Here is a 15737-nt window from a genome sequence, read left to right as displayed (position 1 = left end):
GGGGCCAGCGCGATGAAGAAAATCCTCTGCAACGAACGCCCGGACTGGCGCCAGACCGCGGAAAAACTCGGCTTCCTGTTCCACACCATCGACGGCGAAGCCTACTGGGACGAAAGCGCCTACTACCAGTTCAGCCTCAAGCAGATCGAGGACGACCTGGAAGACCCGACCACCGAGATCCATGAGATGTGCATGGACCTGGTGGACCGGGTGGTGCGCGACGAGGCGCTGCTGGAGCGCCTGAGCATCCCGCCGGCCTTCTACGACATGATCCGCACTTCATGGCTCGACGGTCACCCGCACCTCTACGGCCGCCTGGATTTTTCCTACGACGGCCAGGGCCCGGCCAAGCTGCTGGAGCTCAACTACGACACGCCCACCAGCCTCTACGAGACCGCCGCGTTCCAGTGGGGCTGGCTGGAGCAGAACATCGAGCGCGGCCTGCTGCCGCGCCACGCCGACCAGTTCAACAGCATCGACACCCGGCTGCACCAGGCCTTCGCCCAACTGGGGATCAAGCACCCGTTCTACTTCGCCTCCATGAAGGACTCGGTGGAAGACCGCGCCACCACCGACTACCTGCGCCTGATCGCGGAAAAGGTCGGCATCGAGTCGCGGCATATCGACGTGGAAGACATCGGCCTCACCGCCGAAGGGCGCTTCGTCGACCTGCAAGACCGCTGGATCCCGCACCTGTTCAAGCTGCACGCCTGGGAGTTCATCTTCCACGAACCCTTCGGCGCGGCGATCGCCGCCAGCGACACGCAGTTCTTCGAGCCGGCGTGGAAATCCATCCTGTCCAACAAGGGCATCCTGCCGCTGCTCTGGGAAGCCCACCCGGGCCACCCGAACCTGCTGGAAACCCACCTGGACCCGCATCCGCAGCGCGCGGTGCCCAAGGGCTGGGTGCGCAAGCCGTTCTTTTCCCGCGAGGGCGCCAACATCGAGCTGCGCACTCCGCAGGACGAGGTGGTCAAGGCAGACGGCCCCTACACCGACGCGCCGTACATCCTGCAATCCTTCGCCCCGCTGCCGCGCTTCGGCGACAGCTACACCCTGATCGGCTCCTGGGTCATCGGCGACCAGGCCGCCGGCATCGGCGTGCGCGAAGACGACAGCCTGATCACCAAGGACTCCAGCCGCTTCCTGCCGCACTTGATCCTCGACTGAAGCACGGGCGCATAAACGAAAGTGCCGGGGTGCGTCCTGCGCCCCGGCAGCCTCTTATATCCGCCAACGATTACCCAGCGGTTCGAGATAACAACTATCGCTGACGCCAGTTCATGGCCACTCTTCAGATCTTTCCCATCTAACTTGTCCCATCATTTATCCGCCGCCAAACAGAGACTTTACTTAAAGCTGAACGAACACTTAATTCGCGCTAATTTAACCTTGACTTGATACCCCCGCCTGAGTAAATTGCGCGGGCCGGTCAAACCGGCCTTTTTTCAACTCACTAAAGAAGCCAATGGACACAGTATCTAGACGCTGTCTGGTCGATGCGCTTGCGCAGGGCTGGGCACTTAACCCAGAAAATGACGGGGCTCGACGTTTCGGTCGGGTGAGCTGCGCTAGAGCTTGACGCTCCTTCGTAACTTGCCTTCACCGGAAGCAGTCCGGTCGCGAGGCAACGGTTATGAACTTCAAATCCACTGTAATGCCCGGCGTACGCGCCTTTGCATCGACCATGCGGGTCAAGCCCTGCGCTGAGCGCGCGGCCGCTTCCCGGGTCGGCACCCTGTATTCCACCCCCTCCTCCCCAACCCGTGCGCGGGCCAACTGGCGCGTCTGTCCGGTCACCTGCCAACTCCAGCAACGCTGGAGCTTCGACGACAGCCAGGACCCGCAGAGTCGAAGCCTGGCCGCTCTGCTGATGCAGGCCGGCCTACTGCTGAGCCTGTCACGGGGTTCGCACTTCTAGTTCGATCGAAGGCACTTTCAAGTCCTTCCCCGGCGTTTTCCTGAATAAGGAATTCGGCAACTTTCTATTGCCTGCTTAAAACAAAAAGTTGGTGGTTATCGTTATGGAAGAAGCCAGTAGTAGGTTCGCCGTTTATCCATGTTCCATGGATAGGCGGCGAACGTTAAAACCAATAAAACGCAACTACCTGAATCGATCGCTTACTTGCGGCTCGACATACGTTCGCTCGTCTTTGAATAGCTGAGTGGTCTGTGTGTCGTGCCGCAAGCCTGCGGCAGGAGCACACGCAATGACGACTGTAAAAAACCGCACCGCCTCCTCGCAAAACCCCACTCGCGACGACACCCGACTGTCGATGCGCGCCGCCCGCGAAGCGCAGAACAGCCTTGGCGTGACCCTGGACAACGTCAAGTCGCACGCCAACGGCCTGACCGAACTCGACGCCGAAGGCCGCCTGCAACGCGACGGCTTCAACGAAGTGGCCCACGACCGGCCGCCCCACGCGCTGGTGCAATTGCTGCAAGCCTTCAACAACCCGTTCATCTATGTGCTGATGACCCTGACCGGTATCAGTTTCTTCACCGACTTCTGGCTGCCGCTGCAGGCCGGTGAAGAAACCGACCTGACCGGGGTGATCATCGTGCTGGTCATGGTGCTGGTCAGCGGCCTGATGCGCTTCTGGCAGGAATACCGTTCGGCCAAGGCCGCCGAGGCGCTCAAGGCCATGGTGCGGACCACCGCCACCGTGCTGCGGCGCGAACAGATGGGCATGAAGGCTGCGCTGCGCGAAGTGCCGATGCGCGACCTGGTGGTCGGCGACATCGTGCAGCTGTCGGCCGGCGACATGATTCCCGCCGACATCCGCCTGATCGAGTCCCGCGACCTGTTCATCAGCCAGGCAGTGCTGACCGGCGAAGCGCTGCCGGTAGAGAAATACGACACCCTGGGCGCGGTGCAAGAGAAATCCGCGCACCGCACCGCGGCCGACCAGCAGGACCTGCTCGACCTGCCGAACATCTGCTTCATGGGTACCAACGTGGTCAGCGGCACCGCCACCGCGGTAGTCGTGGCCACCGGCGCGCGCACCTACTTCGGCTCCCTGGCGCGCTCCATCGTCGGCTCGCGCACCCAGACCGCCTTCGACCGCGGGGTCAACAGCGTCAGCTGGCTGCTGATCCGCTTCATGTTGGTGATGGTGCCGGTGGTGCTGCTGATCAACGGCTTCACCAAGGGCGACTGGGCCGAGGCGTTCATGTTCGCCCTGGCCGTGGCGGTCGGCCTGACCCCGGAAATGCTGCCGATGATCGTCAGCGCCAACCTGGCCAAGGGTGCCGCGGCCATGGCCAAGCGCAAGGTGGTGGTCAAGCGCCTCAACGCGATCCAGAACTTCGGCGCCATGGACGTGCTGTGCACCGACAAGACCGGCACCCTGACCCAGGACCGGATCATCCTCGAACACCACGTCGACATCAGCGGCAGCCGCTGCGACCAGGTGCTGCAACTGGCCTGGCTGAACAGCTTCCACCAGAGCGGCATGAAAAACCTGATGGACCGCGCGGTGGTGCGGTTCGCCGAGGATAACCCGAAGTTCAGCGCGCCCCAGGAGTGGAGCAAGGTCGACGAGCTGCCGTTCGATTTCGTCCGCCGGCGCCTCTCGGTGATCCTCGCCGACGACAGCGGCCATCACCTGCTGGTGTGCAAGGGCGCGGTCGAGGAAATGCTCGACACCGCCACCCGCGTGCGCCAGGACGGTGTCACCGTGGCCCTCGACGCCGGGCGCCGCGCGGCGCTGCTGGAACTGGCCGAGGAATACAACCGCGACGGGTTCCGCGTGCTGCTGCTCGGCACCCGCGACCTGGCGCCGGGGCAGACTCGCCAGCAGTACAGCGCCAGCGACGAACGCGAGCTGATCATCGAAGGCTTCCTGACCTTCCTCGATCCGCCGAAGGAAACCGCCGGCCCGGCCATCGCCGCCCTGCACGCCAACGGCGTGGCGGTGAAGGTGCTGACTGGCGACAACCCGATCGTCACCGCGAAGATCTGCCGCGAAGTCGGCCTGGACGTCGGCCAACCCCTGCTCGGCCGCGATATCGAGCACATGGACGACACCGTGCTCGGGCGCCTGGTGGAAGAACGCACGGTGTTCGCCAAGCTCACCCCGCTGCAGAAATCCCGGGTGCTCAAGGCGCTGCAAGCCAACGGCCACACCGTCGGCTTCCTCGGCGACGGGATCAACGACGCCCCGGCGCTGCGCGACGCCGACGTGGGCATCTCGGTGGACAGCGGCACCGATATCGCCAAGGAATCGGCGGACATCATCCTCCTGGAAAAGAGCCTGATGGTCCTGGAAGAAGGGGTGATCAAGGGTCGCGAGACCTTCGGCAACATCATGAAGTACCTGAACATGACCGCCAGCTCCAACTTCGGCAACGTGTTCTCGGTGCTGGTGGCGAGTGCGTTCATCCCGTTCCTGCCGATGCTGGCGATCCACCTGCTGCTGCAGAACCTGATGTACGACATCTCCCAGCTGTCGCTGCCGTGGGACAAGATGGACAAGGAGTTCCTGCGCAAGCCACGCAAGTGGGACGCCAAGAACATCGGCCGCTTCATGCTGTGGATCGGGCCGACCTCGTCGATCTTCGACATCACCACCTACGCCCTGATGTGGTTCGTGTTCGCCGCCAACAGCGTGGAAATGGCCGCCCTGTTCCAGTCCGGCTGGTTCATCGAGGGCCTGCTCTCGCAGACGCTGGTGGTGCACATGCTGCGCACCCAGAAGATCCCGTTCATCCAGAGCACCGCGGCGCTGCCGGTGATGCTGATGACCGGCCTGGTGATGGCCCTGGGCATCTACGTGCCGTTCTCGCCGCTGGGCGAAATGGTCGGCCTGGTCCCGCTGCCGTGGGAGTACTTCCCTTGGCTGGTCGGCACCCTGCTCTGCTACTGCGTGGTGGCGCAGACCATGAAGACCCTCTACATCCGCCGCTTCAAGCAGTGGTTCTGAGGCTGGCACCGTAGCGCGGCCATCGCGAGCAAGCTCGCTCCTACAGATTTCCCTCCGTCCTTGTAGGAGCGAGTTCGCGATAGCCGCAAAGCGGCGCCCTCCCGGGCGCCGCCCACGTGGAGCATCCCACATGAAACCGATCGCCGAACTGCTGTCGCTGGCCGAGCGCGCCTGCCGCGCGCTGCTGGTCATCGTCCTGGAACAGATCGCCACCCTGCTGACCCGCGCCAGCGTGCGGATGTACGCCCGCGGCCTGTTGAGCGGGGTCGAGATCCGCCTGCTGCTGGGCTTTGCCAGCGCCATTCATCGCCGCTGCATCCACCTGCTGCGATCCGCCAAATGAAATAAGAAAGGGAGAGTCCTCATGTCGGGAACTACTCTGCTGATCAACCTCGCCGGCTCCATCGCCCTGCTGCTGTGGGGCACCCAGATGATTTCCTCGGCGCTGCTGCGCGGCTTCGGCACCCAGCTGCGCCAGTGGCTGGGGCAGCACCTGGACAACCGCTGGATGGCCCTGTTGTCCGGCATCGCCATCACCGGGGTCCTGCAAAGCAGCACCGCGGTGAGCCTGATGGCCAGTTCCTTCACCGCCACCGGCGCCCTGGGGCTGGCCCCGGCGCTGGCGGTGATGCTCGGCGCCAACATCGGCTCGACCCTGGTGGTGCAACTGCTGAGCGTCGATATGTCGATCCTCGCGCCGTTGGTGCTGCTGGGCGGTTTTATCGTCTTGCGCCTGCGCGACGACTCGCGTTTTGAAAGCCTGGGCTGCGCGCTGATCGGCCTGGGGCTGATGCTCCTGGCCCTGCGCATGCTCGGCAGCACCCTGGGCGACGTCGAAGGCACGCCGGTGTTCGCCGCCCTGATGCGCGGCCTCGACGGCGACCTGCTGATCGCCCTGCTGCTGGCGGCCCTGCTGACCTGGCTGTGCCACTCCAGCGTGGCCGTGGTGCTGCTGGTGGCGTCCCTGGCCGCCACCGGCCTGCTGTCGTCGGTGACCGCCCTGGCCCTGGTGCTGGGGGTGAATATCGGCGCGGCCCTGCCGGCGCTGGTCAATGCCGACTCCAGCGTCGCCCGGCGCCTGCCCCTGGGCAATCTGCTGGTGCGCCTGTGCGGCGCCGCGGCGTTGCTGCCGTGCCTGCCTTCGCTTGCGCAAAGTGCGCCAGTCGCGGCCCTCGACGCCAGCCTGCAAGTGGTCTACCTGCACAGCCTGTTCAACCTGGCGCTGGCCCTGCTGTTCATCGGCCTGACCCGGCCCATGGCCGCGCTGCTGACCCGCCTGCTGCCCGAACCGCAGCGCGACGCCGACCCGGGCATGCCGCAGTACTTGGACGAAGCCGGGCTGGCGGTGGCCAATATCGGCCTGTCTAACGCCGCCCGCGAGGCCCTGCGCCTGGCCGACATGCTGTCGCTGATGCTCGACCGGGTACTGCGCCTGTTCCAGGCCTCGACCCCGGCCGGCGCCGACGAAGTGCGGCGCGTCGACCAGTCGCTGGACCTGCTCAGCGCCGCGATCCGCGCGTACCTCGCGGACATCGGCCAGGACGGCATCAGCGACCAGGACGCCGACCGCGCCCAGGAAATCCTCCTGTTCGCGATCAACCTCGAACATGCCGGTGACATCCTCTCCAGCAGCCTGACCCAATTGGCGGCGCGCCGGCTGCGGCGCGGCGAGCAGTTCTCGGTGTTCGAGCTGGACTGCATCCAGCCGCTGCACCAGGCCGTGGTCGACAGCCTGAGCCTGGCGATCACCGTGTTCCTGCGCGAAGACCTGGGTAACGCCCACCAGTTGGTGGACCGCAAGGAATTGGTCCGCCGGCTGGAGGCCGACGCCAGCCGCGAGCACTTTCGCAGCCTGCGCGAAGACCGCACCGCCTGGGCCGAGTCCGGGGATATTTTCCAGCGCGTGCTGCGCGACTATCGGCGCGTGCACCACCATATCGCCGCCCTGGCCTACCCGGTGCTGGAACGCGCCGGCGAGCGCGACCTGGACAACGCCGAACTGAGCGAGGCGCTGCCGGACAGCCCGCCGAACCTCGAAGCAGGCGCCAAGGAGGCTGTGCGATGCGCGTCCTGATCTGCGCCGGCCGCCACTACACCGACGAGCGCCTGTGCCGCCGGGTGCTCGACGCCTTCCAGCGCCTGCACGAGGTGCGGGTGCTGATCCACGGCGGCAGCCAGTTCCTCGGCGGGCAAATCGAAGACTGGGGCCGGGAAATCGGCGCCGACATCGTGCGCTACCCGGCCAACTGGCAGATGCACGGCAAGCTCGCCGAACGCCTGCGCAACAGCTTCATGCTCCGCGACAGCCGGCCCGACATCGTCATCGCCCTGCCCGGCGGCGACGACACCGACGAGCTGCTGGCCCAGGCCCGGGCCGCGGGCATCCAGACCCTGTCGGTCAACGACTGGCCATGAACCGCTTTCCCCTCGACCCCGGAGCGGCCCGCGCCGCTCCCCCTCTTTCAGTGAGACTCGACATGACCAAGCACCACCTGCCACGCAGCAACCGCTTCGCCCAGCTCACCCGCGACCTGCCGCCGGCAAGACGCCGCATGCTGCGGCGCAACCTGATCTTCGTCGGCCTGACCCTGAGCGTGATCGGCCTGCTGACCCTGATGGCCAAGGCCAATGCCGCGGGCGGCGCCTATGTCGTGGACGACGGCGCGATCAATGCCCCGGGGGAATGCAACCTGGATATCTGGTACCAGGACCTGCGTCACCACGGCTCCAGCCATGGCGCGGTGCTTTCGCCGGCCTGCACCTTCGCCAGCCTGCCGTGGCTGCAACTGGGCACGGCCATCGAGCGCACCCGCGAGGACGGCCACGGCGAAACCCAGGTCAGCCCGCAACTCAAGGCGCAGCTATGGAACCGCGAGGATCTCGGCCTGCAACTGGCCCTGGCGACGACCGCGCATTTCGCCCTCGACCGCGGCCATTCGTTCGACGGCGGCGACCTCAGCCTGCCCCTGACCTACCAGCCCCTGGACAACCTGCGCCTGAACGTCAACGCCGGCTGGAGCCACGCCTACGACGACGGCCAGCAGAACCACCGCTGGACCTGGGGCGGCGGCCTCGAATACGACCTGGGCCAGCGCCTGACCCTGGTCGCCGAACGCTACGGCCAGCGCGGCGGCGAACAGGCCTGGCAGGCCGGGCCGCGGCTGCATGTGGGCGCGAACCTGGACCTGGACCTGATACTCGGCGCCCAACTGACCGAAGCCCGCGACCGCTGGCTGACCAGCGGCGCGACCCTGAGGTTCTGAAACAACGCGGCGCCTGAGCCACCGCCATCGCGAGCAAGCTGCGCGCCTACAGGATCGGCGCCCGCCGCAAATCCGTGTTCACCGCAAGACCTGTAGGAGCCAGCTTGCTGGCGATAGGCGCAACGCGCCGATGGCTCGAACGCCGCCAGCTCAGCGGATATCGCTGCGCCGGTACAGGCTCAGGCCCACCGCGAGGACGGCGAGCATGCCGGCGCAACTGCGGTTGATCCAGCGCATCACCCGCGCGGAGAAGGTGCGCATGGCATGCCGCCCACCAAAGGCGTAGACCGCCATCATCACGCAGTCGATCGCCGCGCTGACCAGCGCCAGGATCAGGTACTGCTGCGCCACCGGTTCGTCGGGACGCACGAACTGCGGCAGGAAGGCGGAGAAAAACAGCACCCCCTTGGGGTTCGACAAGCCCACCAGCAACGAACGCATGAAAGCCCCGCGGCCGCTGCTGGCGTTGCCCGCGCTCTGCGCTGCCAGCGCCGTGGTCGGCGCCCGCCACAGCACCCAGGCCAGGTACAGCAGGTACGCCGCGCCGCCCCACTTGACCACGGCAAACAACTGCTCGGAAGCTTGCAGCAACGCCCCCAAACCACAACCCACCGCGCCGATCAGCAGCAAGTCGGACAAGGCCGCGCCGGCCATGCCGCAACCCGCCACGCGCATGCCGTGGGCGGCGCCGTTATTCAGCGCCAGGAGCATCGACGGCCCGGGGGTCATCATCACCGCGCTGACGGTGACGACGTACAGAAACAGCGTAGTGGCGTCCATCCGGACCCTCCCAGCGATGACTAAAACGATAGGTCGGCCAGCATACACCAGCGGTTTCAGCCTGGCAGCGACGCGTTCCAGTCCGCCACCTGGCGCGCGCTGATGCTGACGCCGCCGCACACCACTATCACCACGTCGCAGGCGGCGGCGATGGCCGGGTGATCGAGGCAGGCCACCGCCAGCGACACGCCGCAGGTCGCGGATCTTGAACGAGCCGCTGGGTTGCAGGTTTTCCAGCTTGAGCCAGATGCGCCGGCTGGCCGTGGACAAGCCGGGATGCAGGATCGGGGGGCGGCGGATATGCAGCATCATGGATGCCTCGCAAGACGGCGCTCTTCACACCCGAGAGACTGGCGCCGGCCCGTGCGCTCCCCCCCTGTCCGGTCTCGGGTCAGCGGATCGGTGGCACGCGGATATCGCCTTTGCGGCACTGGGTGCGCACGTCCTTGCCGCAGGCGCCGAAGCCCAGGTTCTTGTCCAGGCAGACCCGCACTTCGGAGAGTTCGGGGCCGCTGCACAACACGGCGACGCCCTTGTCGGGAATGCCCGGGTTGGCCTGGCGGAACAGTTGCTCGATCTCCCGCGCCTCGAAGTAGCGCACGGTGGTCGAAGGCTCCAGCGCCTGGGGAATCTTCACCGTGCCCAGGGCCTGGTCGGAGGCTTCCAGGTAAGCCGTGGCGCCCAGCCCGCTGCAGGTGCCGTGCTTGCTCCACTCGTGCTCCAGCAGCTTGGCGGTGGGGAACAGGGTCAGGCCCTTGGCCCGCTGTTCGGCGGTGAGCGGGGTCAACGGCGGGCAGGACTCCGGCCAGCCACCCTTGGCGTATTGCGGCCACAGGCCATGCAGGACAAAGCCGTAGCCCTTGCCGGAACACTGCTCGTTTTCCGGGTGGGTCAGGCAGAAGGTCGGCGACCAGGACAGCGACAACAGGTAGTAGTCGAACACCCCGGCGACCGATTCGCGCTGCTGCCGCGCCTCCCGTGCCTGGCTGACACCGACGGTGCAGATCATCAGCGCGGCCAGCGCCGCGGTTGCAAACATCTTTCTCATGAACCCTCTCCTTGGGATGGGCGGTTAGTGAACAGCCCGATAGTGACCTGGCTGGGATCGGCCAGAACACCTTCTTGGCACGGGGCTGTTGCAGGAACATGACAAGCCGCCCCTCGCGGGAGCTGCCGGCCACGCATTGTGTCAGGCACACCGCGCCGCGACCATCGCCAGCAAGCTGGCTCCTACAGGTTTTGCGGTGGATGCACATTCGCGGCAGGCACCGATCCTGTAGGAGCGCAGCTTGCTCGCGATAGCGTCGTATCAGGCACTCCGCGCTGAAGCCATCGCCAGCAAGCTGGCTCCTACAGGTTTTGTGGTGGATGCACATTCGCGGCAGGCGCCGATCCTGTAGGAGCGCAGCTTGCTCGCGATGGCGTCGTCTCGGGCACACCACGGCGCGGCCAGCGATTGGCCGCAAGTGCGCAAGATTGTTCAAGCCATTCCCGGCGCGGGCTGGCACAGTCGGTTTCCGCTCTTTGATTGCAGGCTGTCATGTCCAGCGTTCTTCTCCCCCGCGCCGCGTTCCTGCGCGGCGCCGTCGCCATCATGCCGTTGTCCCTGGCCACCGCGCCCTGGGGCCTGCTGGCCGGTTCCATGGCCATCGAGGCCAATCTCACGCCCCTGCAAGGCCAGGGTTTGTCGAGCATCGTCTTCGCCGGCGCCGCGCAACTGGTGGCGATCGGCATGCTCAAGGGCGGCGCGGGAATCTTCTCGATCCTGCTCACGACCCTGCTGCTGACGTCCCAGCACCTGCTGTACGGCATGAGCCTGCGCTCGGTGATCTCGCCCCTGCCCGGGCGCTGGCGGGTGGGCCTGGGCTTTCTGCTCACCGACGAGCTGTTCGCCCTGACCAGCCAGCACGACAAGCAGCAGTTCGACCGCTGGTACGCCCTGGGTGTGGGCCTGACGTTCTACATCGCCTGGAACCTGTTCACCCTCGCCGGCATCGTCCTCGGCCGCGCGATTCCCGGGCTCGAGCACCTGGGCCTGGACTTTTCCATCGCCGCGACCTTTATCGCCCTGATCACTCCGTTGGTGCGCAACGTGCCGACCCTGGTCTGCGTGGCGGTGTCGCTGTTCTGCTCGGTGCTGCTGAGTTACTGGCAATGGGGCTCGGCCCTGGTGCTGTCGGGCCTGTTGGGCATGACCGCGGGTTTTCTCTGCAACAAGTTCTACCGGGGGCGCACATGATGGTCTGGGCAGTGATTGTCGGCATGGGGTTGCTGGTGTTCCTCAACCGCTACGTGTTTCTCGAACCGCGCCTGCCGGTGCGCCTGAGCAGCAATGCCCGGCAGTTCCTGGGGTTTGCCGTGCCCGGCATGCTCACCGCGATCTGCGGGCCGATCGTGTTCATGCCCGAGCACCAGTTGAACCTGGCCTACGACAACCCCTACCTGATCAGCTCGCTGGTGGCCATCGCCCTGGTGATCTACACCCGCAACACCCTGCTCAGCATGCTGCTGAGCATGGCGTTCTTTTTCCTGCTGCGGTGGTGGTTGTAGAAGTTGCGGCAGGCCGGATAGACCGCTATCGCGAGCAAGCTCGCGCCTACAGGGGCATACGCGGGGCGCTTTCCTGTAGGAGCCAGCTTGCTGGCGATCGCCGCGGCGCGGTGTGTCTGATCCGGCGCTTCGCGAGCAGGCTCGCGCCTGCAGAGGGGTAGCCGCCGATGCGTGGGGTTCCGCTCACGGCGCCTTGGCTTCTTGCAGCAATTGCTCGATCACCTGCTCCTGGGCCCCATAGCCGCCTTCGCCGAAGTGGCTGTAGCGCACCTGGCCGCGGGCGTCGATGAAGTAGTGGGCCGGCCAGTACTGGTTGTCGAAGGCCCGCCAGATCGCATAGTCGTTGTCGATGGCCACCGGGTAGGCGATATCCAGTTTGCGCACCTGCTCCTTGACGTTGTCGATGACCTTCTCGAAGGCGTACTCCGGGGTGTGCACGCCGATCACCACCAGCCCGTCCTTGGCGTATTGCTTCGCCCAGGCGTTCACATACGGCAGGCTGTGCCGGCAGTTGATGCAGTCATAGGTCCAGAAATCCACCAGCACCACTTTGCCGCGCAGGGCCTCGGCGTCCAGCGGCGGCGAGTTCAGCCATTGCACCGCGCCGCTCAACGCCGGCATCGGCCCCTGGGCCGGCAAGGCTTCGGCGGACGCCGCGCCGGCCTTGTCGATCAGGTAGTCCAGGGCCTTGGGCACGCTGCGCAGCAGCCCCTGCTCGATGACTGTGCCGCCCTGGACCGAAGCGTTGGCCAGCAGGCGGTTGTCGAGCCCGCTGCCGATCGCCACCACCGCCAGCAATACCAGGCAACCGGCGGCGCGACGCAGCCAGGCAGTGGCCGGCAGGGACGGTTTGAGGCGGTTCACCAGCCCTCTTCCAGCAACGATCAGCAGCCCCAGGGACAAGGCGCTGCCCAGGCCATAAACCAGCAGTAACAGGCTGGTCTGGGCACTGGCCCCTTGCAGCATGGCGCCGGTCAGGATCACCCCGAGAATCGGCCCGGCGCAGGGCGCCCAGAGCAACCCAGTGGCCACCCCCAGCAACAATGCCGTCAGCGGCGCGGACAACTGCCGCGCCCGCGCCAGGCGCAGGCCGTCCAGGCGATTGCCCAGGCTCACCCAGGGCCGCGCCAGCCAGTGACCGACGCGGGCGAACATCAGTGACAAGGCAAACAGCACCAGCACCGCCAGAGCCAACTGGCGCCCGATGCCGTTGGCCCGCGCGACCCACTCGCTGCCGACCACCGCCAGGCTCGACACCAGGGCGAAGGTCAGCGCCATGCCGCCCAGCGTCAGCAGCAACGAGCCGCGGGAACGGTCGGCCCGGGCGAACAGGAACGGCACCACCGGAAGGATGCAGGGGCTGAGGATGGTCAGCACCCCGCCGAGAAAAGCAATGAGCAGCATGGCATCACCTGTGATCGGTCCGGCCCGCCATCGACGGCGGGCCTTGAGAGGAAAAGGTCGTATGACAAGGAGTGCGTTCAGCTGCCGTCGTTACAGTCGTTGGCGAACTTGCGGTAATCCAGGACTTGGGTGCGGCCCTGGGAATCGAGGTAGGTCATGCGTGCATTGACCACGCCACAGGTCGGCTGGGGGTCTTCGGTCATCGACAGGACTTTCTGGATATCCAGGTGAGTGCCGTAGCGGTAGGTCTGGGCCTGCACGGTGCTTTCGGCACGGGCCGACAGGGTGCAGATGTTCAGCGCGGCGAACAGGCAGGCGGCGTAGAGGGCGGTGCGTTTCATGAGGGTTTCCTCGGAGCGATGATGGGTTTGGGTGCCGAGGCCGGTGGTGGCGCCTCGATGGAACCCATTGAAAGCGTGCGAGGTATCGCGCTTGTGTCGGCAAACCGCCCTGGCTGTCTGCCTGCGTATCAGCGCCGCCCGGGGATACAGAGCGATACAAAACCGTGGAACCCCCGGCGGCTTTGCATCGCCGTGTGTGCAACACGGCGCCGGATACACTGCAATACAAAGCCGCGCAGGCAAGCCCCGTCGAGCCCGATAGACTAGGCAGCACAAGCCAATGACAGAGGCAGCACCCCATGGACCATGTCGATCACGTCCTGATCGTCGATGACGACCGCGAGATCAGAGAGCTGGTAGGCAACTACCTGAAGAAGAACGGCCTGCGCACCACGGTGGTGGCCGACGGCCGGCAGATGCGCAGCTTCCTCGAAACCACCCCGGTGGACCTGATCGTGCTCGACATCATGCTGCCCGGCGACGACGGCCTGCTGCTGTGCCGCGAACTGCGCGCCAGCAAGCACAAGGCCACGCCGGTGCTGATGCTCACGGCGCGCAACGACGAGACCGACCGCATCATCGGCCTGGAAATGGGCGCCGACGATTACCTGGTCAAGCCGTTCGCCGCCCGCGAACTGCTGGCGCGGATCAACGCCGTGCTGCGGCGCACGCGCATGCTGCCGCCGAACCTGATCGTCAGCGAAAGCGGACGCCTGCTGGGTTTCGGCCGCTGGCGCCTGGACACCACCGCGCGCCACCTGCTGGACCAGGACGGCACCCTGGTGGCCCTGAGCGGCGCCGAATACCGGTTGCTGCGGGTGTTTCTCGACCACCCGCAACGGGTGCTCAACCGCGACCAGTTGCTCAACCTGACCCAGGGCCGCGACGCCGACCTGTTCGACCGTTCCATCGACCTGCTGGTCAGCCGCCTGCGCCAGCGCCTGCTGGACGACGCCCGCGAGCCGGCCTACATCAAGACCGTGCGCAGCGAGGGCTATGTGTTCTCGCTGCCGGTGGAAATCCTCGAGGCCAAGCCATGAAGCTCGCGCTGCGTTGGCCGCGGACCCTCGCCTCGCGGCTGTCGCTGATCTTCCTGATCGGCCTGGCGTTGGCCCAGGGCCTGTCGTTCGCCGCGCAGTCCTACGAGCGTTACCAGAGCGCGAAGATGACCATGCTCGGCAACCTGGAAAGCGACGTCTCGACCTCCGTCGCCATCCTCGACCGCCTGCCCGCCGCCGAGCGCGCCGCCTGGCTGCCGCGCCTGCAACGGCGCAACTATGGCTACCTGCTGGGCCCCGGCGAACCCGGGCAGCCCATGGCCGCCGACGACGTGCCGGTCTCGGTGAACGCCATCAGGACCGCCATCGGCGCCGACTACCGCCTGGCCTTCAGCACCATTCCCGGGCCGCGCCAGCACTATCAGGCCCACTTGCAACTGGCCGACGGCAGCCCGCTGACCCTCGACGTGCGCCCGGCGATGATGCCGATGTCGCCCTGGTTGCCGGTGGTGCTGCTGGGGCAACTGCTGCTGTTGATCCTCTGCGCCTGGCTGGCGGTGCGCGTCGCCGTGCGCCCGCTGACCCGGCTGGCCCAGGCCGTGGACAGCCTCGACCCCAACACCCACGGCGTGCGGCTGGACGAGAAAGGCCCGACCGAAGTGGTGCACGCGGCCAGGGCCTTCAACGCCATGCAGGCGCGGATCGGCGCCTACCTCAAGGAACGCATGCAACTGCTGGCGGCGATCTCCCACGACCTGCAGACGCCGATCACCCGCATGAAGCTGCGCGCCGAGTTCATGGACGACTCCGTCGAGAAAGACAAGCTGTGGAACGACCTCAGCGAAATGGAGCACCTGGTGCGCGAGGGCGTTGCCTATGCCCGCAGCATCCACGGCGCCACCGAGGCCAGCTGCCGGATCGCCCTCGACGCCTTCCTCGACAGCCTGGTGTTCGACTACCAGGACACCGGCCAGGATGTGGAACTGGCGGGCAAGAACGGCGCGCTGATCGACACCCGCCCCCACGCCTTGCGCCGGGTCCTGGTGAACCTGGTGGACAACGCGCTGAAGTTCTCCGGCGCGGCGCGGATCGAGGTCCGGGCCGACACCGACAATCGCCTGTCGATCAAGGTCCTGGACCGCGGCCCGGGGATCAGCGAGGAGCAACTCGCGGAAGTGCTCAAGCCGTTCTATCGGGTGGAAAGCTCGCGCAACCGCGACACCGGCGGCACCGGCCTGGGGCTGGCCATCGCCCAGCAGCTAGCGGTGGCCCTGGGCGGCTCGCTGCGCCTGAGCAACCGCGAAGGCGGCGGCCTGTGCGCCGAGCTGATCCTGGTGAGCGGCAGCCAGGCCAGTCTCTGAGCCGCTCGCTACACAGGCATACATAACCGGCCTTTGCCGACACAGCCGGTATACACCGCCTTGCAAGACTCCCGGGACGCGCCGCGCTGACGGCGCCCCAACCCAAGGAGCCTGT

At 66.3% G+C, this 15737-nt stretch carries 16 protein-coding genes and 1 pseudogene; 11 read left to right on the top strand and 6 right to left on the bottom strand.

Annotated elements, in window-relative coordinates; translation table 11 throughout:
• Window positions 1-12 precede the first annotated feature (12 nt).
• The 7 genes from BTN82_RS12915 to BTN82_RS12885 all read left to right on the top strand — a co-directional run bounded on the left by BTN82_RS12915 (window position 13) and on the right by BTN82_RS12885 (window position 8188).
• Window positions 13-1170, top strand: coding sequence for a glutathionylspermidine synthase family protein (locus tag BTN82_RS12915; protein WP_075119501.1), 1158 nt, complete (start codon window positions 13-15; stop codon window positions 1168-1170).
• Between the two features lie 466 nt (window positions 1171-1636).
• Window positions 1637-1921 carry a hypothetical protein gene (locus BTN82_RS12910; protein WP_075119500.1) on the top strand — a complete coding sequence of 95 codons (285 nt, stop codon included), beginning with the start codon at window positions 1637-1639 and terminating at the stop codon, window positions 1919-1921.
• Window positions 1922-2210: 289 nt separating this feature from the next.
• Window positions 2211-4925, top strand: coding sequence for a magnesium-translocating P-type ATPase (gene mgtA, locus BTN82_RS12905; protein WP_075119499.1), 2715 nt, complete (start codon window positions 2211-2213; stop codon window positions 4923-4925).
• 130 nt (window positions 4926-5055) lie between these two features.
• On the top strand, window positions 5056-5268 hold the full coding sequence (locus BTN82_RS12900) for a hypothetical protein (RefSeq protein WP_075119498.1): 213 nt from the start codon (window positions 5056-5058) through the stop codon (window positions 5266-5268).
• 21 nt (window positions 5269-5289) lie between these two features.
• Complete coding sequence (locus BTN82_RS12895; protein WP_075119497.1) at window positions 5290-6999, top strand: Na/Pi cotransporter family protein; 1710 nt, start codon at window positions 5290-5292, stop codon at window positions 6997-6999.
• Entirely contained in the window at window positions 6987-7340 is a 354-nt protein-coding gene (locus tag BTN82_RS12890) for a DUF2493 domain-containing protein (RefSeq protein ID WP_075119496.1), read from the top strand. Before BTN82_RS12895 ends, BTN82_RS12890 begins: the two co-directional genes overlap by 13 nt.
• A gap of 62 nt (window positions 7341-7402) precedes the next feature.
• Window positions 7403-8188, top strand: a complete 786-nt coding sequence (locus tag BTN82_RS12885; protein WP_075119495.1) for a transporter — start codon at window positions 7403-7405, stop codon at window positions 8186-8188.
• 150 nt (window positions 8189-8338) lie between these two features.
• On the opposite strand, the gene BTN82_RS12880 is transcribed toward BTN82_RS12885, so the two are convergent.
• The 4 genes and pseudogenes from BTN82_RS12880 to BTN82_RS12875 all read right to left on the bottom strand — a co-directional run bounded on the left by BTN82_RS12880 (window position 8339) and on the right by BTN82_RS12875 (window position 10016).
• The gene (locus BTN82_RS12880) at window positions 8339-8968 is read right to left on the bottom strand and encodes a LysE family translocator (protein WP_075119872.1); all 630 of its coding nucleotides are present in this window, start codon (window positions 8966-8968) and stop codon (window positions 8339-8341) included.
• A 56-nt stretch (window positions 8969-9024) separates the two neighbouring features.
• Window positions 9025-9156, bottom strand: coding sequence for a hypothetical protein (locus tag BTN82_RS31085; RefSeq protein WP_261792976.1), 132 nt, complete (start codon window positions 9154-9156; stop codon window positions 9025-9027).
• Window positions 9157-9160: 4 nt separating this feature from the next.
• Window positions 9161-9277 (bottom strand): annotated as a pseudogene (locus tag BTN82_RS31530) (pyridoxal-5'-phosphate-dependent protein subunit beta); the annotation flags it as partial.
• A gap of 82 nt (window positions 9278-9359) precedes the next feature.
• Window positions 9360-10016: a ribonuclease T2 family protein gene (locus tag BTN82_RS12875; protein WP_075119494.1), complete on the bottom strand. Its 657-nt coding sequence runs from the start codon at window positions 10014-10016 to the stop codon at window positions 9360-9362.
• A gap of 492 nt (window positions 10017-10508) precedes the next feature.
• On the opposite strand from BTN82_RS12875, the gene BTN82_RS12870 reads away from it, so the two are divergent.
• A complete protein-coding gene (locus BTN82_RS12870) occupies window positions 10509-11207 on the top strand; it encodes an AzlC family ABC transporter permease (RefSeq protein WP_075119493.1) in 699 nt (232 codons plus the stop codon).
• Entirely contained in the window at window positions 11207-11518 is a 312-nt protein-coding gene (locus BTN82_RS12865; RefSeq protein ID WP_186828394.1) for an AzlD domain-containing protein, read from the top strand. The genes BTN82_RS12870 and BTN82_RS12865 overlap by 1 nt, the downstream gene beginning before the upstream one ends.
• Window positions 11519-11701: 183 nt before the next feature.
• Here the strand turns inward: BTN82_RS12865 and BTN82_RS12860 are convergent, their stop codons facing one another.
• The gene (locus BTN82_RS12860; RefSeq protein ID WP_075119491.1) at window positions 11702-12922 is read right to left on the bottom strand and encodes a cytochrome c biogenesis protein DipZ; all 1221 of its coding nucleotides are present in this window, start codon (window positions 12920-12922) and stop codon (window positions 11702-11704) included.
• 77 nt (window positions 12923-12999) lie between these two features.
• A complete protein-coding gene (locus BTN82_RS12855) occupies window positions 13000-13263 on the bottom strand; it encodes a DUF2790 domain-containing protein (RefSeq protein ID WP_075119490.1) in 264 nt (87 codons plus the stop codon).
• A 299-nt stretch (window positions 13264-13562) separates the two neighbouring features.
• Between BTN82_RS12855 and BTN82_RS12850 the strand changes: the two genes are divergently transcribed.
• Window positions 13563-14303, top strand: coding sequence for a response regulator (locus tag BTN82_RS12850; protein ID WP_075119489.1), 741 nt, complete (start codon window positions 13563-13565; stop codon window positions 14301-14303).
• Window positions 14300-15622 carry an ATP-binding protein gene (locus tag BTN82_RS12845; protein ID WP_075119488.1) on the top strand — a complete coding sequence of 441 codons (1323 nt, stop codon included), beginning with the start codon at window positions 14300-14302 and terminating at the stop codon, window positions 15620-15622. The genes BTN82_RS12850 and BTN82_RS12845 overlap by 4 nt, the downstream gene beginning before the upstream one ends.
• Window positions 15623-15737: the final 115 nt, after the last annotated feature.

Source organism: Pseudomonas chlororaphis, from assembly GCF_001921865.1.
Lineage (GTDB): Bacteria > Pseudomonadota > Gammaproteobacteria > Pseudomonadales > Pseudomonadaceae > Aquipseudomonas > Aquipseudomonas chlororaphis_D.
This window is presented reverse-complemented; position numbering and strand designations above follow the sequence as displayed.